The organism is Nevskia sp., assembly GCF_021732705.1.
Taxonomy (GTDB): Bacteria; Pseudomonadota; Gammaproteobacteria; order Nevskiales; family Nevskiaceae; genus Nevskia.
Genome location: NZ_JAKFUM010000002.1, coordinates 11,387 through 31,305 on the forward strand (window position 1 = coordinate 11,387; position 19,919 = coordinate 31,305).

The following is a 19,919-nucleotide window of genomic DNA, read 5'->3' on the forward strand; positions in this document are numbered from 1 at the left end:
CTCGCGCGGACGGCGGCCGTGCCGCCTTGCCGCGTGCCGGTCAGCGCCGTGGTCACGAAGCAACCTGCGGCGGCGCGATCGCCGCGCCGGCAAGGACGATCGGACGGTGTTGGGTCAGCGCCGATACGGCGGCGGGATGGCCGCCGGGTCATCGGCCGAGCGCTCGGCCTTCGCGAACGAGGGACGAGCGCGAGATGCCGGCGGCTGACGCCTAGTCGGCGGTGCCGAGCAAGGACGCAAGCGGCGGAATCGCGGCCGGATCGGGCTCCCAGCCCTGTGGAAGCATGGCCGCGCGATCGCGCAGCAGCTGCGCCTTCGACATCCGCAGCACCGCCGCCTGCACCGCGGCACGCGCAGCGGCCTCGCCGTCGACATGCACCTGCGTGATCACGTCGCCGGACAGGCTGCGCAGCGCCCGCACCGCCGCTTCGACTTCCGCCGGCGACGAACGCGCGCCATCGAGCACGCGGCCGGCTTCGGCAGCGGCTTCGGCCAAGGCCGTCACCGCCGCCGCGGTCTCGGCGCCACCGTGCGCGTGGTTCTGCAGCTCGTGCGAGAACGCCAGCAGCCGTTCCAGCTCGTCGCAGTCGAACGCGAACTGCGTCGGCAGCTGGCTCGCCATCAGGCCGAGCAGTCCGATCACCAGCCGCGCCTGTTCCTGCGCCAGCTTGTTGGCGGGATCGAGCGCCGGCAGCACGACATCGGTCATCGCCTTGACGATGCTCTGGATCTGGATCGCGGGACGCATCTGCATTACGGGGCCTCCTCGATCAGGGTGCGCATCTCGTCCAGCAGCATCGAGCCGATGCCCATCAGCCAGGTCACGAGCACGTCCTGATGGGTCTTGCCGCCGCGCGCCACGCGGTAGCCGGTTCCGAACAGCAGGGTTGCCATCATGTAGGCGTTGTAGACCTTGTACCAATGCACGCTTTTCGCGTTGACGCCGAGCCCGGACGCCTCTTCGTAGGCCGCGAGGAACGCGCTTTCCGGCAGCAGGCCGCAGGTCAGGAAAGTCTTGCCGTCTTCGGCCAGATGGCCGAACGCCTGACTCGTGGTCCACGCCAGATCCTGATGGCGATCGCCGATGCGGCCGAGCTCCCAGTCCAGCCACGCGGAAATCCGTGCGTCGTGCTCGGTGAACAGGAAGTTGCCGAGGCGATAGTCCGCGTGCACGACGACCGGGCGATCGAGCACCGGCAGGTTCGCACGCAGCCACGCGGCGCACAGCCGCACCAGCGGGATGTCCTCGTCGCTGTCTTCCTCCCAGACCCGCTCCCACCAGTTCACGCCCCACAACGCGCAATCGGTGCTGCCGGCCGCGGGGACGGCGAAGGCATCGAGCCCGCGACCGCGAAAATCGACCGTGTGGATCGCCGCCAGATGCGCGACGAACTGCGGCGCCAGCTGTGCCCGCAGGTCGATCGGCAGATGGGTGCCGAGCCCGGTGACACCGCTGTGCGCGGTGGTCGGCTTGGTCACGCCCTCGGCAAAGCCGTAGATCAGCGCCGGATACGGCAGGTGCGCGCCGTCGGCATCGCACCAGTAGACCGGCGGCACCGGCACCACGCCGCGCATCGCGCGGATCAACTGGAACTCGCGCTGGCGGCTGGTCTCGACGATCGACTCCGCCGGCTCCATCCGCAGCACCATCGGCGTTTTCTGCGGCGTGCGCACGCCGTCCGGACCCGGCGCGTTCCAGTGCAGCGTGAACGCCATCTGCAGCTTGGACGCGCCGCCGGACAGCCAGCGGGCATCGACGATCTCGAACGGGTCGGCCAGTTCCGCCTTCAGCAGCGAGGTGACGCCCTGCACCAGCCGCTCCAGCGGCAGCGGCGTGAAGCCCGGCCCGCTGCGGCGCTCCATCTTGCGGGTCAGAACCCGGTCGATTTCCGGCTCGGTCGGAAAGCGGCGTCGCAGATCCGCGATCCATTCCGGCGATGGCCGGGCCTTGTCGATCACGCCGCGGAAACGGGCCGCGGCGGTCATGCCCGCCCTCGCGCGCAACCCCACGCCGCCGTGGCGGCCGCCAAGCAAAGCATCATCAGGAATTCTCCCGGAGCACCCGTGTCAGGGCTTCGCTGTCAGTCTGCGAGGCCGTCGTCGTTGAAAGCGTCGCCTGTCGCGGCGCGGTGCGTCAATGCCGGAACTGCCGACGACGCGCGTCCGGGTTGAATGTCGCGCCGCAGCCGTCGTAGCCTTTTGTCTCCAGTTTTGTTGCAGCGTGGTGCCCATGCGCAGGCAGGCTGATCCAGCGACGGCGACCCGGCGGCGAAGGCTCTGGCCGGTCGCCGGCCTCGCTGTGCTGGCCGCTGCGCTCGCATTCCTGCTCCCGCCGACGGAGGCGCTCGCCATGTCGAAGATGTGCCTGTTCTCGGAAGTCAGCGGCGTGGTGCTCGACCACGGCCAGCCGGTCGCCGGGGCCACGCTGGAGCGCAGTTGGTTCTGGCACTGGAAAGACCAGAAAGGCGGCGACAGCACCCAGACCGACGCGCAGGGCGCGTTCCGCTTTCCGTCGGTCTTCGGCGGCTCCCTGCTCGGCTCCTTCCTGCCGCACGAGCCGTTCGTCGAACAGAAGATCCTGATCCAGCACGGCGGCAAGACCTACCGCGCGTGGGTGTTCGAAAAGGGCAGCTACCGCGAAAACGACGAACTGAACGGCAAGCCGATCCGGCTGGTGTGCCGCCTCGAAAAGGACCCGGTTCGCAAGGACAACGTGTTCGGCATCTGCGAGTGGAATTGATCGCTGCCCAGTAACCCCGATCCGGGAGAGCCCGACGATGAGCATCACGCCGCTGACCCCTCGCCAGGCCGCGCTGATCGCGCGCGGCGTCTATCAGCTTCGCGAAAGCGCGATCGCCGATGTGCTCGCCGATGGCAACGATCTCGGCACCGGCGGAGAGTTCGCGCTGGAGGCCGGCAAGCGCTTCGAGGGTCGATCCGGCGCGCTGGCGTTCAAGAAGCTGACCGGGTTCGGCTACGTCGCTGCCGGTACTGGCCGACGGCAGGGCGAACTGCTGATCGCCACGCGCGGCACCGCGATCGGCATCGACTGGCTGTCCAATTTCAATGTCGGCGTGCAGCGCGGGCCGTCGAGCCATCTGGTGCATGCCGGCTTTCACGAAGTCTGGAAAACGTTCCGGGACGATTTGCGCGACTTCGTTCGCGGCCGCAACGTCAGCCATGTCCACTGCGTCGGCCACAGCCTGGGCGGCGCGCTCGCCGGCCTCAATGCCGACTGGGCCTCGAGCCAGCGACTGGCCGCGACCTCGCTGTACACCTTCGGCGCGCCGCGGCTCGGCCTGCCCGACTTCTCGCGCGAGCTGACCGAGCGCCTCGGCGCCGACAACATCTACCGCGTCAGCCACGTGGCCGATCCGGTGCCGATGATCCCGATCTTCCCGTTCCGCCACATGCCGTACACCCGCGGCGGCTATGTCATCCGCAACGGTGGCGGGCTGATCAGCATCGCCGCGCACAACATGCTCGGCAGCTACATCCCGGGGGTCGGCACGGCCGGTTGGGATGCGCTGGCCAACGAGGATGACGAGCCGACGAACGACGACAAGATCAAGCGCTGGGTCGAGTCGACCTCGAACAGCGGCGGTCCGGCGCATCTGTCGGCAAGCCTGCTCGGCCTGATCGCGCGGGCGCTGAACTGGCTGCTGAAGCAGGCCAAGAACCTCGTCGTGGGCGCCATCGGCACTGTCGTCGCGATCGGCGCGACGGTGCTGGACCAGATCGCGTACCTGCTGGCGCGGGCGGCCGACCTGTCCGGCGAGATCGCCGGCTGGGTTCGCTCGCTGGTCGGGCGAATCTTCAGCTACCTCGGCCGGGTCGTGGTCGGCGCCGCGCAGATCACGGCGGCCTTCCTGCGCTGGACGCTCGGCCTGCTGTGGTCGAGCCTGCAGGCGACGGCGACCCGGGCGCTGACCTACGCCGGCGTCGGTTGAGCCGCGGCGCTAGCGGCGCGCGGCGATCGCCGCGATCCGCGCCGCCACCGCCGGCGCGTCGAGCATCGTCCCGACCGCGCCCGGCAACCGCCGCCGCCAGTTCGGATGCTCGTCGATCGTGCCGGGCACGTTCGGCTGCTCGATGACGCCGAGCAGGTCTTCGGCCGGGATCAGCGCCAGCGGCGGCGGTGTCGACGCGACGAAGACGCAGGCGGCGTCGACCACGGCGGCCGTGTCGTCATCCGCCGGCTGCGCCCCGGTGACGATGCCGGCATGGACGAACGCGGCCCAGAGCTTGGCGCGGTCCTCGGCACGGGCGGCGCGGTCGCCGGCCTCGTCCTGACCTTCGCCATAGAGCGCCAGCCGCGCGCGCCAGTCGATGTCACGCCCGGACCACCAGCCCGCAACCGTCGGCAGGTCGTGGGTCGTGGTCATCGCCACGGCATCGGCCGGCCATCGCGTCGGCTCGACGAACAGACCCCAGTCGCGCTCGAACCACAGCACGCGCATGCCGAGGATGCCGGCCGGGCTCATCCGCTGGCGGAAACCGTCCGGCACGGTGCCCATGTCCTCGCCGATGATGACCGCGCGATGCCGCCACGATTCGAGCGCGATCAGACCGAACAGGTCGTCGATCGGGTATTTCAGGTAGGCGCCCTCGGTGGGCCCGGCGCCATCCGGCACCAGCCACAGCCGGCCGAGCCCGATCACGTGGTCGATGCGCAGGCCGCCGGCGTGTCGCAGCTGGCTGCGCAGCAGTTCGAGGAATGGGGCGTAGCCGCCGCGGATCAGCGCACGGGGCGAATACGCGGTGAGGCCCCAGCCCTGCCCGAGTGCGTTCAGCGCATCCGGCGGCGCGCCCACCGACAGGCCGCGCAGGAAGTCCTGCGGCCGGCTCCAGCCGTGGCTGCCGCCGCCATCGGCGCCGACGGCGAGATCGCCGATCAGCCCGATCGCCATGCCGGCCGCCTTCGCGGCCGCCTGTGCCGCGCGCTGTCCGCGATCGGCCAGCCATTGCAGTTGCAGGTGGAAGAGGACTTCGGCGGCATTCCGTTCGGCGAACGCGGCAACCTCGGCACTGCCGGCATCGCGAAACGGCGCAGGCCACGTCTGCCACTGCCACAGCGGCGGTTGCTGCGCGAGGAAATGGGCCTGCAGCGCTTCGAAGCGCGCATGGTCGCGCAGCGGCTCGCCGCCCGCGGCCACGAACTGCGCGAACTCGTCGCGCAGCGCCGACGGCAGTGTGTCGAAGCCGGCCAGCAGCCGTCGCGCGAGGCGAAGACGGATGCGACCGGCGGCGGGCCAGTCGACCATCGGCCGCGCTTCGAGTGCGGCGGCTTCGTCGTGCAGGCCTTCGTCGGCGAGCGCCGCGTCGACCGCCGCGCGGCCGAACACGTCCGCCAGATCGATGTGCTGCGCGTTGACGAACAGCCGGCTCGACGGCGAATACGGGCTGAAGCGTTCGACATCGGCCGAGAACAGCGCATGCACCGGACTGACCGCGATGGCCGACGCGCCGTGCCGCGCAGCGGCCGTCGCCAACTGCGCGAGACCGCCGAAGGTGCCGATACCGCCGTCACCGGCGCTGCGCAGCGCATAGATCTGCGCCGTCAGCCCCCACAGCCGCCGCGTGCCGACCAGATCCTGCACGGTGAAGGCGCGGGCCGGCACCACGGCGAGGGTCACGGTCTGGCCGTTGATCGAAAGCCGGTGATAGCCATCGTCATCGACCGGCCCGATCCGGCATTCGCCGTCGGCATCGGCCTCGGCCGTGCCGGTGACGCTGCCCGCACCGTTTTCGAGTTCGATCCGGTACTCGCGACTCGCCGGATCATCGATGCGCCCGACTTTCGCGCGCTCGCCGGCACGCACCACGAGCATCGGCGCCAGCACGGCCCGCGCGCGCGCATCCGCCAGTTGCGCCAGGCTGGCGCGGCAGGCCGCGTCATCGGCGCAGTCGTAGCCGAGTGCGGCAAGCACGGCCTGCAGGGTGGCCGGCGCAACGTCGCGCGGCACGCCCTGGTAATCGATCCAGCGCGTCGCGAGGCCCGCAGCCTCGGCCAGCGCGTGCAGCTCAGACATGGGCGGCTCCTTCCGGCGCTCCTTCGGGCGCCCTTTCGATGGCGGCGATGGCGGTGATCAACACGACCGAATGCGCGGCGACCTGCACCGTGTCTTCGCGCAGTTCGGCAACGGCGGCGAGCGGGTCGGCGCTGTCGATCTCGCGCTGCCACGCCAGCCGCGGCGTCGGCAGGCGGAACGGGGCGTCCTCGAACGAGCCGTTGATCAGCAGCAGCGTCACGTCGACCCGGGTCGCGTCGATGGGAACCGCGCGGCGCAGGATCACGCGGCGGCCGTGCACGTCCTGCCAGGCATCGGGCGTCATGACATCGGCGCGCTCGTCGAACCAGGCGATGTCGAGCACGAACGGCAGCGGCTCCGAGCGGCCGTGCAGGAACGCGGCACTGCGCAGCGAGGGATGCGCCTGCCGCGCGGCGATCAGCCGGGCGACGAACGCGGTCAGCGCGCGGCCGTCGTCGGATTCGGCCAGCGACCAGTCGAGCCAGGCCGTGCGGTTGTCCTGGCAGTAGGCGTTGTTGTTGCCGCCCTGGGTCTGGCCGAACTCGTCGCCGGCCAGCAGCATCGGCGTGCCGTGCGCGGTCAGCAGGGTGGCGAGCAGGGCGCGCTGGATGCGGGCGCGCAGCAGCCGGATCGCCGGATCGTTGGTCGGCCCTTCGACGCCCCAGTTCGCGCTGTGATTGTCCGAGTGGCCGTCGCGGTTGTCCTCGCCGTTCGCGGCGTTGTGCTTGGTCGCGTGGCTGACCAGATCGGCCAGGGTGAAGCCATCGTGCGCCGTGATGAAGTTCAGCGAGGCCGAGGGCCGGCGCGTGCCGTGATCGAAGAAATCGGCGGAACCATGCAGCCGCGCCGCCAGCGCCGGGCGCATCGCTTCATCCCCGCGCCAGAAGCGCCGCACGTCGTCGCGGAAGCGGTCGTTCCACTCGGCGAACCCCGGCGGATGGCGACCGAGCTGGTAGCCGCCGGGGCCGATGTCCCAGGGCTCGGCGATCAGCTTGACCTTGCTCAAGCTCGGGTCCTGCCGCAACGCGTCGAAGAAGCCGCTGCCCGGATCGAAACCAGCCGGCTCGCGGCCGAGGGTCGAGGTCAGGTCGAAGCGGAAGCCGTCGACATGGAACATCTGCACCCAGTAGCGCAGGCTGTCCATCACCAGCTGCAGCACGCGCGGGTGACTCAGGTTCACCGTGTTGCCGCAGCCGGTGTCGTTGATGCAGTGGCGCTCCGCACCCGGCATCAGCCGGTAGTAGCTGGCGTTGTCGAAGCCGCGGAAGCTCAGCGTCGGCCCCAGTTCGCTGCCTTCGCCGGTGTGGTTGTAGACCACGTCGAGAATGATCTCGATCCCGGCGGCATGCAGGCGCCGGATCGCGGTGCGGATCTCGCGCAGTCCGCCTTCGGACAGGTAGCGCGGCTCCGGCACGAAGAACGCGAGCGTGTTGTAGCCCCAGTAGTTGCGCAGCTTGCGCGCCTGCAGCTCGCGGTCCTGCACGATGGCGTGGATCGGCAGCAGCTCGATCGCGGTGATCCCGAGCTTGACCAGATGCTCGATCATCTTCGGGTTCGCCAGTGCCGCGAAGGTGCCGCGCTCCGGTGCGCGGAAGTCGTCCCGGCGCATGGTCAGGCCGCGCAGATGCGCTTCGTAGATCACGGTCTTCGACCACGGCACGTTCGGCGCGCGGTCGTCACCCCACTCCAGCACGTTCTCGCCGACGACCGCCTTCGGCATCGACAGCGCGCTGTCGCGCCGGTCGAACGACAGATCGAGCTTGGCCGAGCCCAGCCGGTAGCCGTACAGGTTGTCGCTCCAGGTGATCGCGCCGGCGAGGCGCTTCGCGTACGGATCGAGCAGCAGCTTGTACGGATTGAAGCGATGGCCACGCAGCGGCTCGTACGGGCCGTACGCGCGATAGCCATAGAGCTGGCCGAGTCGGGCATTCGGCAGATAGCCGTGCCAGACCTGATCAGTGCATTCGGGCAGCGGCAGGCGTTCCAGTTCGCGCTTGCCGCTGGTGTCGAACAGGCACAGCTCGATCTTCTCGGCGTGCGCAGAAAACACCGCGAAGTTCACACCGCTGCCGTCCCAGGTCGCGCCGAGCGGCCACGGGTTGCCGGGTTCGAGCCGCCGCCGCACCGGCGTCATGCTGCCACCAGCATGAGGCAGGCCAGCGGTGGCAGATCCAGCACGAGACTCGCCGGATAGCCGTGGCTGGCGTGATGTTCGGCGATGTGCACGCCGCCGTTGCCGCCACCGGTGCAGCCATCGGTGCCGCCGTAGATCGCGGCATCGGTGTTCAGCCGTTCGCGCCACGCACCGGGACGATGCACGCCGACGCGATAGCCGTGGCGCGGCACGGCCGTGAAGTTGCAGACCACCAGAACCGGTGGCGCATCGCTGTCCGGCGCGAAGCGCAGCCACGCGAAGACGCTGTTCGCCGTGTCATCGACGACGACCCAGCGGAAGCCGCGGCCATCGCAATCGCCGCGATGCAGCGCCGGCAGGTCGCGATACGCGGCGTTCAGATCGCCAACCAGACGCTGCAGGCCGCTTTTCAGCGGATCGGCGAGACCCGGCCAGTCCAGTTCGATGTCGTGATTCCACTCGCGCTCCTGCGCGATCTCGCCGCCCATGAACAGCAGTTTCTTGCCGGGATAGCCCCACATCAGCCCGTAGTACGCGCGCAGCCCGGCATGTCGCTGCCAGGCATCCCCCGGCAGCTTGGCCACCAGCGCCTTCTTGAGATGCACCACCTCGTCATGCGACAGCGGCAGCACGAAGGCTTCGGAGAACGCGTACATCAGCCCGAACGTGATGTCGTCGTGATGGAACTTGCGGTGCACGCCTTCGCGCGCCATGTACTGCAAGGTGTCGTGCATCCAGCCCATGTTCCACTTGTACGCAAAGCCCAGACCGCCCTGCGCCACCGGCGCGGTGACGCCCGGCCACGAGGTCGATTCCTCGGCGATGACGATGGCCCCCGGGCAGCGCTCGGCCAGCACCGTGTTCAGTTCCCGAATGAAGGCGACCGCTTCGAGATTCTCGCGGCCGCCGTGGAGGTTCGGAATCCACTCGCCGGCCTTGCGTGAGTAGTCCCGGTGCAGCATCGAGGCCACGGCGTCGACGCGCAGGCCGTCGATGTGGAAGTGCTCGATGAAATGCAGCGCGCTGCCGATCAAGAAGCCGCGCACTTCGTTGCGGCCGAAGTTGTAGATCAGCGTGTTCCAGTCCGGGTGATAGCCCTCGCGCGGGTCCTCGTGCTCGTACAGCGCGGTGCCGTCGAAGCGGCGCAGGCCGTGGGCGTCGGCCGGGAAATGCGCCGGCACCCAGTCGAGGATCACGCCGATGCCCGCTGCATGGCAGGCGTCGACGAAGCGGGCGAACGCTTCCGGCGAGCCGTGGCGCGCCGTCGGCGTGTACAGCCCCAGCGGCTGATAGCCCCAGCTGCCGCCGAACGGATGCTCCATGACCGGCATCAGCTCGATGTGGGTGAAGCCGAGGCCGGCGACATACGGCACGAGGCGCGCGGCGAGCTGATCCCAGTCCGGCACGCCGCCGGCGCCGAAATCGTTCCGCTGCCAGGAGCCGGCGTGCAGCTCGTACAGGCTGATCGGCGCATTGCGCGCCTGCCGCGTCGCACGTTCGGCCAGCCAGCCGGCATCACGCCAGGCAAACGCCTGCGGCCCGGGGATGACGGATGCGGTATCCGGCGGCAGCTCGGCCTGCCGGGCGAACGGATCGGCCTTCAGCCAGCGATCGCCATCGGCCCCGAGCACCTCGTACTTGTAGACCTCGCCGGCCGCAAGCTGCGGCACGAACAGCTCCCAGATGCCGGCCTCCACGCGCAGCCGCATCGGATGGCGCCGGCCGTCCCACAGGTTGAACGGACCGACCACCGACACCCGCCGCGCGTTCGGCGCCCAGACCGCGAAGCGCACGCCGGCCACGCCGTCGATCACCATCGGCTGCGCGCCCATGACCCGGCCCAGCTCGCGGTGGCGGCCTTCGCGGAACAGGTGCAGATCGAGCTCGCCGAGCAGCAGGCCGAAGCGGTACGGATCGTCGAGGTCCTGCTCGCCGTCCGGCCACTGCACGCGCAGGCGATACCCCGCGGTCGTGCCGTCAGGGGCCACGATCGCGCCTTCGAACAGGCCGTCGCCGTGCACGCATTCGAGTGTCGCGAGCACGGTGCCGCGGGTCGCGTCGAGCACCGTCACCGCGCGCGCGCCGGGCTGGAAGCTGCGGATCGTTGCGCCATGCCGCCCGAGCACGGCGAAGGCGTCGACCGGTTCGCCGCGCACGAGCGCGTCGAGCCTCGGATCGCGCGATGCGTCGCGAGCGGGCCGCTCCGGGCGGTTCATGCGGGGTCTGGGCAGGCGGCGGCAAACATCGGCATCGGCAGTCGAAACAGGTTCACGGAGCGCAGGAACAATGACGGGCCGATTCGACGGCTGGATGGCATCGAATTCGCATGGTTCGTGCCGCGTTTTGCACTTCGATGGTGCAAGGTGCAGCAAAAGCCATCCCATCCGATCCCGCACGCGGCCCGAAACGGCACGCGCTGAGCGATCATAGTCCAACGACCCGGTTGCGCCGGGTCACCCGCCGGGGCCGTGGAGAGTGAATGTGTCAACGCAGCCGGAAGTGCGTTTCGTCAGCCGTGCCACCCGTGAAACGCTGGCACTGGTCATGGCCGGCGGGCGTGGCTCGCGGCTGAAACAACTGACGCTAAACACCGCGAAGCCGGCGGTGCCATTCGGCGGCAAGTTCCGGATCATCGATTTCACCCTGTCGAACTGCATCAACAGCGGCGTGCGCCGCGTCGGCGTGCTGACCCAGTACAAGAGTCACGCGCTGATCCGCCATCTGCAGATGGGCTGGGGCTTCATGCGCGGCCAGTTCGGCGAATTCGTCGAACTGCTGCCGGCCGAGCAGCGCAGCGAAGGCATGAGCTGGTACACCGGCACCGCCGATGCCGTCTACCAGAACATCCCGTTCATCCGCGCGCACCAGCCGGCGCACGTGCTGATCCTCGCCGGCGATCACATCTACAAGATGGACTACGGCCCGATGCTTGCGCACCACGTGGCGACCGGCGCTTCGGTGACGGTCGGCTGCCTCGAAGTGCCGCTGTCCGATGCCACCGAGTTCGGCGTGATGACCATCGCCGACGACAGCCGCATCGTCCGCTTCGACGAGAAGCCGAAAGACCCCAAGCCGATGCCCGGCAAGCCCGACATGGCGCTGGCCAGCATGGGCATCTACGTGTTCGATGCCCGCTTCCTGCTCGACTTCCTGAATCGCGACGCCGGCGTCAGCGAATCGAGCCACGACTTCGGCCACGACATCATCCCGAAGGCGATCGCCGAAGCGGCGGTCTACGCCTACCCGTTCCGCGACCTGTACGACAACGGCAAGCAGGGCTACTGGCGCGACGTCGGCACCGTCGACGCGTTCTGGAAGGCGAACCTGGAACTGACCGACGTCTTGCCGGAGCTGAACCTGTACGACGAGCGCTGGCCGATCTGGACCCACGCCGCGCAGTTGCCGCCGGCCAAGTTCATCCTCGACAAGCCGGATGCGCGCGGCTGCGCGATCGATTCGATGGTCAGCGCAGGCTGCATCATCGCCGGCGCCGAGGTGCGCAATTCCGTGCTGTTCAACAACGCGCGGATCGAGACCGGCAGCCGGATCAGCCACTCGGTGCTGCTGCCGGGCGTGATGGTCGGCCGCAACTGCACGATCAACAAGGCGGTGATCGACGAAGGCTGCGTCATTCCGGACGACACCTGCATCGGCGAAGGCACCGGCGGCCCGGCGAGCTACTACCATGTGACGAAATCCGGCGTGACGCTCGTCACCAAAGAGATGCTGCTCGGCTGATCCTCCCTTCCCTCCCGCGGAACCCATGACCCGACTTCTGTTTGCCGCCAGCGAGGCGGTGCCGCTGGTGAAGACCGGCGGCCTGGCCGATGTCGCCGGCGCGCTGCCGGCCGCCCTGATCGCCCTCGGCGTCGATGTTCGCGTCGTCCTGCCGGCCTATCGCGGCTGCCTCGACAAGCTCGAAGCGCCGACGGTGATCGGCGCGATGACCGTTCGCGGCCAGAGCTTCCGGATCTGGGAAGGCCGGCTCGCCGGCTCGCCGGTCATCCACTGGCTGGTCGACTACGCGCCGCTGTATGGCCGCGATGGCGATCCGTACCACGATCCGCAGCATCGTCCGTGGTCGGACAACGCCTGGCGCTTCGGCTGCTTCTGCGAAGCGGTGGCGCGGCTCGCCGCGGGCGAAGGCAGCGGCGGCTGGAAGCCGGACGTGGTCCATTGCCACGACTGGCAGACCGGCCTCGTTCCGGCCTGGCTCAAGCTGCGCATGGCCGGACCGCGCGCCGTGTTCACCATCCACAACCTCGCGTACGGCGGCCTGTTCCCGCGGGCGGCGTTCGAGTCGCTCGGCCTGCCGCCGGGCTGGTGGTCGATCGACGGACTGGAGTTCTACGGCCAGATGTCGTTCCTGAAAGCCGGCCTCGTCTATTCCGATGTCATCACCACGGTCAGCCCGCGCTATGCCGACGAAATCCGCACACCGGCGTTCGGCTGCGGCTTCGAAGGCGTGCTCGACAAGCTGTCGGCCCGCGTCCACGGCATTCTCAACGGCATCGACACCGACGCGTGGAATCCGGCCACCGATGCCCAGCTGGCCCAGACCTACAGCTCGTCGACCCTGAAGGCCGGCAAGCTCGCCAACCGTCACGCGCTGCAGGATGAGCTGCGCCTGCCGCGCGACGAGGCGATGACCGTCGTCGGCATGATCGGCCGGCTGACCGACCAGAAAGGCTTCGATCTGGTCGTGGCCGCGCTGCCGGAACTGATGAAGCTGCCGGTGCAGCTGGCGATCCTCGGCGCCGGCGACAAGGCGCTGGAAGCCGAACTGGCGATCGCCGCGACCCGCTACCCGGGCCGCATCGGCCTGAAGCTCGGCTATGACGATCAGCTCGCGCGGCGCATCGAGGCCGGCAGCGACCTGTTCCTGATGCCGTCGCGGTTCGAACCCTGCGGCTTGAACCAGATGTACAGCCAGCGCTACGGCACCGTGCCGGTCGTGCACCGGGTCGGCGGGCTGGCCGATACCGTGGTCGATGCCACGCCGCGCACGCTCAAGAACGGCACGGCGACCGGTGTGGTGTTCGAGGACGCGGATGTCGGCGGCATCGTCTACGGCGTCAGCCGCGGCGTCGAGCTGATGCACGACCCGATCGCCCGCATCGGCCTGCAGCACAGCGGCATGTCCCGCGATTTCTCGTGGGCCGCGTCCGCCCGGCAGTACCTCGCGCTGTATCGCTGAGCCGGCGCGACGCGACGTTCGATCGATTTCCCAAGCAGCGGCGCGCTCGGTAAAGTCGCGCCCGCTGCAGCCGCCCACCGCACCACGCACCGACCCCCGAGTCCCGCATGACCGAACAGATCGCGACCAATGTCCACTGGCACCACGGCGAAATCAGCCGCGCCGACCGCTACCGAGTCCTCGGCCAGAAGGGCGCCACGCTCTGGTTCACCGGCTTTTCCGGCAGCGGCAAGAGCACCGTCGCGGTCGCGCTCGAAAACGAACTGCTGAAGCGCGGCCGCCTGACCTACCGGCTGGACGGCGACAACATCCGACTCGGCATCAACAAGAACCTCGGCTTCACCGCCGCCGACCGCACCGAGAACATCCGTCGCATCGGCGAGATCGCCAAGCTCTTTACCGATGCCGGCGTCATCGCGCTGTCGAGCTTCATCAGCCCGTACCGCGCCGACCGCGATGCCGTGCGTACGCTGCATGCCGACAGCGGCATGGATTTCATCGAGATCTACGTCGACTGCCCGCTCGAGGAAGCCGAGAAGCGCGATCCGAAAGGCCTGTACAAGAAGGCCCGCGCCGGACAGATCAAGAACTTCACCGGCATTGACGATCCGTACGAAGCGCCGGAAGCGCCGGAACTGGTGCTGAAGACCGCCGAAATGACGCTGCAGCAGGAAGTCGACGCCGTGATCGCGCTGATGGTCAAGCGCGGGCTGATTCTCGACATCTGATCGTCGACGGGCTCGGCGAGTCACCGCCGGGCCCGAGGCCCCTCGCCCGCGCGTGACGGATCGCGCGACGGGGCCGCGCGCGTCGGCGCTCTGCAAGGCTTCAGCTTGCGCCGCGTGGCCGATGCGCGATCAGCGCGACGGCGATTGCCACTGCCATTCCCATTGCAGCCAGAAGGTTCGGGTATTGCCGAACTGCGACGGTGTGGCGCTGCGGGTCAGGGCGTCGTTGTTGATGCGGTAGTCGGCGTATTTCGCGGTCATCCGGCCGTAGCGCGCCCGGGCGCCGAGCGCGAACGCCGTCGCCAGATCCCATTCGATGGCAAACGCACGATCCGCCGCCGGGACCCGGTAGCCGTGGACCGCTGCCGTGCCGGCATACGGCCCGCTGGCGTAGGACAGCGTGCCGGAAACATCATCGAGGCCCTCCGCCGGCCGGTGCGGAATGCGATCCGCCGCGCCATTCAGGGCGGCAAGCGACGGCAGCGCCTGATCGAACCCCGTTCGGGCGGGGCCCGCCCGATGCTCGCGCTTGATGCTGGCGCGCAAGCCGGCCCATTCCTGCCACCAGCCCGTCGGCCGCGGCGTGACGGGATCGGCCGCCATGCCCGCAGCGCCGACCTGAGCGTCGACCGTCGCCCGCGGCGCCTGCGCGGCGACCGACATCGTGGCCGCCAGCAATCCGCCGAGCACGAGGGCCCCCGGCCATGGGGTACAGCGCGGAAGATTCCGAGGCATGGGCTTGCTCGGCGAGGGAGGTCAGCGGGTGATCGGCGCCACCGCATGCGCCTTGAGCGGGTGACGCCCGGCGTACCCCTTTGGCCGACCAAGGGCGGGTGAACCGCCGCGCACCGATGCCTGCGACCGCTCGTGCTGCTTGGTATCGTCCGACGTGCTGCCGCGCGTTCGAATCCGCGCAAGGCGCACCGCCGACTCCTGATTCGCGTTCGCCCCGGGCGACCGTTCGAGCATGCCCATGACCGCAGAAAGCAACCGCAGCAATAGCCTGTCCCCGGCCGGGCTTCCGGACATCGATCCGCTCGAGACGCGCGAATGGCTGGAATCGCTCGACGCCGTGCTGGCCGGCGCCGGCAGCGAGCGGGCGCAGTTCCTGATCCAGCGACTGGAGGCGCGCCTGCGCGACCGCGGCAGCGTGGCGCTCGCGCAACCGTATTCGGCCTATCGCAACAGCATTCCGCTGGACCAGCAGGGCGCCTACCCCGGCGATCTCGCGATCGAGGAGCGGATCACCGCCATCCTGCGCTGGAACGCGCTGGCCATGGTGATGCGGGCCAATGCCGCGTACGGCGATCTCGGCGGCCACATCGCGTCCTATGCCTCGGCCGCGGAAATCTTCGAAGCCGGCTTCAATCACTTCTTCGACGCGCGCGATCTGGTCTATTTCCAGCCGCATTCGGCGCCCGGCGTCTATGCCCGCGCGTTCCTCGAAGGTCGCCTGAGCGAATCGCAGCTCGCGCACTATCGGCAGGAACTCGCCGGCGGCGGGCTCTGCTCGTATCCGCACCCATGGCTGATGCCGGACTTCTGGCAGTTTCCGACCGGCTCGATGGGTCTGGGCCCGATCAGTGCGGTCTATCAGGCGCGCTTCCTGCGCTATCTGTGCGACCGCAAACTCAGCGGCGCGAACGACGATGTCGAGGGCCGTCACGGCGAGCGTCATGTCTGGGGCGTGTTCGGCGACGGCGAGATGGACGAGCCGGAGTCGATCGCCGGGCTGACCCTGGCCGCGCGCGAAAAGCTCGACAACCTGACCTTCATCGTCAACTGCAACCTGCAGCGTCTCGATGGCCCGGTGCGCGGCAACGGTCAGGTCATCCAGGAGTTCGAGGCGCTGTTCACCGGCGCCGGCTGGAACGTGATCAAGGTGCTGTGGGGATCGGACTGGGATGCGCTGTTCGCGCGCGATGCCGAGCACACCTTGCTGCGCATCTTCGCCAACACGCCAGACGGCGAATACCAGACGCTGGGCGCGAAGGACGGCGCCTACAACCTCGCGAACTTCTTCCAGCGCGACCCGGCGCTGGCGCGGCTGGTTGCCCACATGAGCGATGCCGAGATCGATGCCCTGAAGCGCGGCGGTCATGACCTGCGCAAGCTGCACGCCGCATTCGCCGCGGCCAAGGCGCACAAGGGCCGGCCGACCGTGATCCTGGCCAAGACCAAGAAGGGCTACGGCATGGGTAGCGCCGGCGAGTCGCGGATGACGTCGCATCAGGCCAAGAAGCTCGATGTCGAAGGCCTGAAGGTGTTTCGCGACCGCTTCCATCTTCCACTGTCGGATGACGATTGCGCCGCCCTGCGCTTCTATCGGCCGGCCGACGACAGCGTCGAACTGCGCTACCTGCGGGCCCGGCGCGAGGCGCTCGGCGGCTATCTGCCGTCGCGTCGCCCGGTCGCCGAGCCGGTCGCGGTGCCACCGCTGGCCAGGTACGCCGAGTTCGCGCTGCGTTCGGACGGCAAGGAGATGTCGACGACGATGGCCGCCGTGCGCATGCTCGGCGGCCTGCTGAAGGACAAGGGCTTGGGGCCGCGCATCGTGCCGATCGTCGCCGACGAGGCGCGCACCTTCGGCATGGCCAACCTGTTCCGGCAGGTCGGCATCTACTCGCCGGTCGGTCAGCTGTACGAGCCGGAAGATGCGTCGTCGATGCTGTCGTACCGCGAAGCCATCGACGGTCAACTGCTGGAAGAAGGCATCAACGAAGCGGGCGCCCTCGCCTCGTGGACGGCGGCCGCCACCTCGTACAGCGTCAACGGTCTGGCGATGCTGCCGGTCTACATCTACTACTCGATGTTCGGCTTCCAGCGCGTTGGCGACCTGATCTGGGCCGCGGCCGATCAGCGCGCCCGCGGCTTCCTGCTCGGGGCGACGGCCGGCCGCACGACCCTGGGCGGCGAGGGCCTGCAGCATCAGGACGGCAGCAGCCACGTGATCGCCGCCACCGTTCCGAACTGCCGCGCCTACGATCCGGCCTTCGCCTGCGAACTGGCCGTGATCATGGACCACGGCGCACGGCAGATGATGGAACGGCAGGTCGACGAGTTCTATTACCTGACCGTGATGAACGAGAACTACGCCCAGCCGTCGCTGCCGGCCGGCGTCGAAGCCGACATCATCAAGGGCATGTATCGCTACGGCGGCCATCTCGTGTCTGGCGCGAAAACCGTGGTTCGACTGCTCGGCTCGGGCACCATCCTGCGCGAGGTCATCGCGGCAGCGGACCTGCTGGCGAACGACTGGGGCATCGCATCGCAGGTCTACAGCGTCACCAGCTTCAGCGAGCTCGCGCGAGATGCCGCCGATGCCGCGCGCTGGAATCGCCTGCATCCCGATCAGCCGGCACGCATCAGCCATGTCGCGCAGCAACTGGCAGGAGCCAGCCTGACGATCGCGGCGAGCGACTACGTTCGTGCCTATCCGCAACTGATCGCGCCGTATGTCGACGGCCGCTACCTCACGCTGGGCACCGATGGCTTCGGCCGCAGTGACACGCGTGCCGCGCTGCGCCGCTTCTTCGAGGTCGATGCCCGCTCGATCGTCGTCGCCACGCTCGATGCCCTCGCGCGCAGCGGTGACTTGGACGCCGCGCGTGTGACCGACGCGATCGGCCGCTACGGCATCGACACGACAGCGTCAGCGCCGTGGACGCGCTGAGCTGATCTCGCCAACGGCGGCGGGCAACCGGCGGCAACTTGCGGAACCGACGGGCTCGATCCGATTCGCGGCTGGATCAGGCAGTACCAGCAAGGCCGCCGCTCTGTCAACGTGCTCGCGCCGGAGCCGATCCAGATGTCGCGTCGGGCGTCAGTCCGCGGTGAACCCGTTGACCAAGTGGGTGCTGTCGCAGAACGGCTTGTTGCGCGATCCACCGCAGCGGCAGAGCCGTGTCTCGGTGACGCGCGCCACCGTCCGGCCGGTGCCTGCGCAGATTTCCAGATTGCCGCAGACCGCCAGCGGTCCATTCGGTTCGGGATCGACCGCGAGCACCCCGTCGCGAATGGCCAGCGCAGTGGCATCCACGGTCGCGGGTTCGCCGCTGGCGACGAAGGCACCGACATGCGATCCATCGCAGAACGGCTTGTTCGACGAGCGTCCGCAGCGGCACAGCGTGGCGCGGTAGCCGATCGCGGCTCCGTGCAGCGCGATCGGCGCGCGCACCGCCAGCGGTCCGTTCTCGCGAACATGCAGCGTATTCACCCGTGGCGGCGCCTCCTGCGGGCCACCGTCGTGCCGCTGATAGCGGATCGCCCCGGACGGGCAGTTCTCGGCGACCGACACCAGCGTCTCGGGACGCGTTTCATCGGGCTTGATCCAGGTACCCGGCGTGTTCGCGAGGAAGACCTGCGGCAGGTTCAGCACGCAGTGCCGTGAATGGATGCAGCGCTTGCCGTCGAACGCGATGTCGATCGCCGTGCCCGACGCCCGCTCGATCCCGTCCGACGCGATTGCCGCGGCCGACGACGCCATCGGATCGGCCGCCGCCGGGCCGGACGCCGTCGCCGAAGCGGCGGGCAGCGCCGGCGAGGACATGGCCGCCGGCGGCGGCGCCGCGCTGCCGATGCCGATCTCCGCCAGAAGCGCATGAGCGGCCTCCAGCGCCTCGCCTGCCGCGATCAGCGCGTGATCCTCGGCGGAGAGACGCCGGACGGCTTCCAGCAACTGCCGGTTGCGCTCACCGAGCACTGCCCGTTCGATCGTTCCGCCCTGCAGCGGTGACAGCGCCCGGATCGTCGCGAAGCTGACGCCGGCCGTGCAGCCGGGCGCGGATTCGCTGGCCGGCAGCTGGCTCAGTCGACTGCCAATCTGTGCCAGCGCGCGCATCATCAGCACGCCGGATTTCAGCAGCGCGCGCTTGTCGACCGCCGGCCGCTGCGGCACGGCCCAGGCCTGCAGCAGCAGGCGCAACATCTGCACGTAGCTGGCGTTCGCCAGATCGATCAGGCTGGCTGCCGGCTCGGCCGTGATGTGCAGGCGACCCGTCGCGACGATCGGCGGCCGCATCAGCGGGTTGCGCGCCGCACGACGCGCCGGCGCGAACGAAGGCCTTGCTTCCAGCAGCGCTTGATACTCGCGGCGGATGGTCTGGAACCGTGCGAAATGCGAGTCGCCGCTGGTCACCGAACCCTCACCCTGCACCACGATCGTGTCCAGTGCCGCCAGCGCGCTGTCGAGACAGGCCACGGCCACGAGACCGGGCAGCGCTGTATCGGTCGGTCGTACCTGCAGCGAACGATCGCCACAGAACAGCACGTCCGCGCCAAGGGTGCCGGACAGGTAGCGCAGCCCCTCGCCGATCGCGGCGTACAGTTCGCCGACCGTGGCGTAGTCACCCCCGAACGGCATCAGTCGCGAGCGATCGACCCGGCGACGATAGCTCGATGCGGTGAAGCCCTGACCATCGGACAGCGCGGACGCCACCGGTCGTTCGAGATAGATGAAGTGATCGAGCGTGTCGAGATCGAACGGGGCCAGCTCGATCACGACGCCCGCCGGGTACATGCCCGGGCTCACCGGAAAGTTGGGTCGACCGAAATGCGGCGTGCCGCCCAGTGCGGCGGTGAGATTCGCAACCAGTGTCAGGTGCGTCATCTCCTCGAGCGCGACACCGAGGATCACCCGACGCCACTTTCGGACGGCGACGAGTTCGGCGTCGGACAGTTCCTCGTCGGTCGAGTCCTTCAGGCTGAACATCGCGTACAGATAGCAGCACATCAGGTTGTGCTCGATCTCGGCCGCCTCGCCGAGGGCGGCCATCAGCTGTTCGCGCGATTCGATCTGGACAATGCTCATGGCGGGTGCCGGTCTCGTC

13 protein-coding genes and 1 pseudogene are annotated in these 19,919 nt (G+C 69.0%); 6 read left to right on the forward strand and 8 right to left on the reverse strand.

Going from position 1 to position 19,919, the window contains the following annotated elements:
* Positions 1–211 precede the first annotated feature (211 nt).
* A complete protein-coding gene (locus QZ951_RS00535) occupies positions 212–754 on the reverse strand; it encodes a hypothetical protein (RefSeq protein ID WP_292997421.1) in 543 nt (180 codons plus the stop codon).
* The gene (locus QZ951_RS00540; protein ID WP_292997423.1) at positions 754–1,986 is read right to left on the reverse strand and encodes a phosphotransferase family protein; all 1,233 of its coding nucleotides are present in this window, start codon (positions 1,984–1,986) and stop codon (positions 754–756) included. Before QZ951_RS00540 ends, QZ951_RS00535 begins: the two co-directional genes overlap by 1 nt.
* Positions 1,987–2,137: 151 nt before the next feature.
* Between QZ951_RS00540 and QZ951_RS00545 the strand changes: the two genes are divergently transcribed.
* Positions 2,138–2,740 carry a carboxypeptidase-like regulatory domain-containing protein gene (locus QZ951_RS00545; RefSeq protein WP_292997425.1) on the forward strand — a complete coding sequence of 201 codons (603 nt, stop codon included), beginning with the start codon at positions 2,138–2,140 and terminating at the stop codon, positions 2,738–2,740.
* Between the two features lie 37 nt (positions 2,741–2,777).
* Positions 2,778–3,950, forward strand: coding sequence for a lipase family protein (locus QZ951_RS00550; RefSeq protein ID WP_292997426.1), 1,173 nt, complete (start codon positions 2,778–2,780; stop codon positions 3,948–3,950).
* 9 nt (positions 3,951–3,959) lie between these two features.
* Here the strand turns inward: QZ951_RS00550 and malQ are convergent, their stop codons facing one another.
* Genes malQ through glgB form a run of 3 tightly spaced genes read right to left on the reverse strand, consistent with a single transcriptional unit; the run spans position 3,960 to position 10,382 of the window.
* Positions 3,960–6,032 carry a 4-alpha-glucanotransferase gene (gene malQ / locus QZ951_RS00555; protein ID WP_292997428.1) on the reverse strand — a complete coding sequence of 691 codons (2,073 nt, stop codon included), beginning with the start codon at positions 6,030–6,032 and terminating at the stop codon, positions 3,960–3,962.
* Positions 6,025–8,166, reverse strand: a complete 2,142-nt coding sequence (gene glgX, locus QZ951_RS00560; protein ID WP_292997430.1) for a glycogen debranching protein GlgX — start codon at positions 8,164–8,166, stop codon at positions 6,025–6,027. The genes malQ and glgX overlap by 8 nt, the downstream gene beginning before the upstream one ends.
* Entirely contained in the window at positions 8,163–10,382 is a 2,220-nt protein-coding gene (gene glgB / locus QZ951_RS00565) for a 1,4-alpha-glucan branching protein GlgB (protein ID WP_292997432.1), read from the reverse strand. Before glgB ends, glgX begins: the two co-directional genes overlap by 4 nt.
* A 265-nt stretch (positions 10,383–10,647) precedes the next feature.
* Between glgB and glgC the strand changes: the two genes are divergently transcribed.
* The 3 genes from glgC to cysC all read left to right on the forward strand — a co-directional run bounded on the left by glgC (position 10,648) and on the right by cysC (position 14,091).
* Entirely contained in the window at positions 10,648–11,904 is a 1,257-nt protein-coding gene (gene glgC, locus QZ951_RS00570; protein ID WP_366943773.1) for a glucose-1-phosphate adenylyltransferase, read from the forward strand.
* Between the two features lie 25 nt (positions 11,905–11,929).
* Positions 11,930–13,363 (forward strand): glycogen synthase GlgA, encoded by a 1,434-nt coding sequence (gene glgA, locus QZ951_RS00575; protein ID WP_292997436.1) that lies wholly within the window; start codon positions 11,930–11,932, stop codon positions 13,361–13,363.
* Between the two features lie 107 nt (positions 13,364–13,470).
* On the forward strand, positions 13,471–14,091 hold the full coding sequence (cysC, locus tag QZ951_RS00580; protein WP_292997438.1) for an adenylyl-sulfate kinase: 621 nt from the start codon (positions 13,471–13,473) through the stop codon (positions 14,089–14,091).
* A 129-nt stretch (positions 14,092–14,220) separates the two neighbouring features.
* Here the strand turns inward: cysC and QZ951_RS00585 are convergent, their stop codons facing one another.
* Positions 14,221–14,826, reverse strand: a complete 606-nt coding sequence (locus QZ951_RS00585) for a hypothetical protein (protein ID WP_292997440.1) — start codon at positions 14,824–14,826, stop codon at positions 14,221–14,223.
* Between the two features lie 232 nt (positions 14,827–15,058).
* Here QZ951_RS00585 and mdeB point away from each other — a divergent pair, with 232 nt between their 5' ends.
* Entirely contained in the window at positions 15,059–17,764 is a 2,706-nt protein-coding gene (gene mdeB, locus QZ951_RS00590) for an alpha-ketoglutarate dehydrogenase (RefSeq protein WP_366943759.1), read from the forward strand.
* 150 nt (positions 17,765–17,914) lie between these two features.
* Here mdeB and QZ951_RS20355 read toward each other — a convergent pair whose 3' ends face one another.
* Together QZ951_RS20355 and QZ951_RS20360 are read right to left on the reverse strand one after the other, a co-directional pair.
* Positions 17,915–18,577, reverse strand: coding sequence for a CDGSH iron-sulfur domain-containing protein (locus QZ951_RS20355; RefSeq protein ID WP_366943774.1), 663 nt, complete (start codon positions 18,575–18,577; stop codon positions 17,915–17,917).
* 618 nt (positions 18,578–19,195) lie between these two features.
* Positions 19,196–19,900: pseudogene (locus QZ951_RS20360) on the reverse strand (ferritin-like protein); the annotation flags it as partial.
* Positions 19,901–19,919 lie beyond the last annotated feature (19 nt).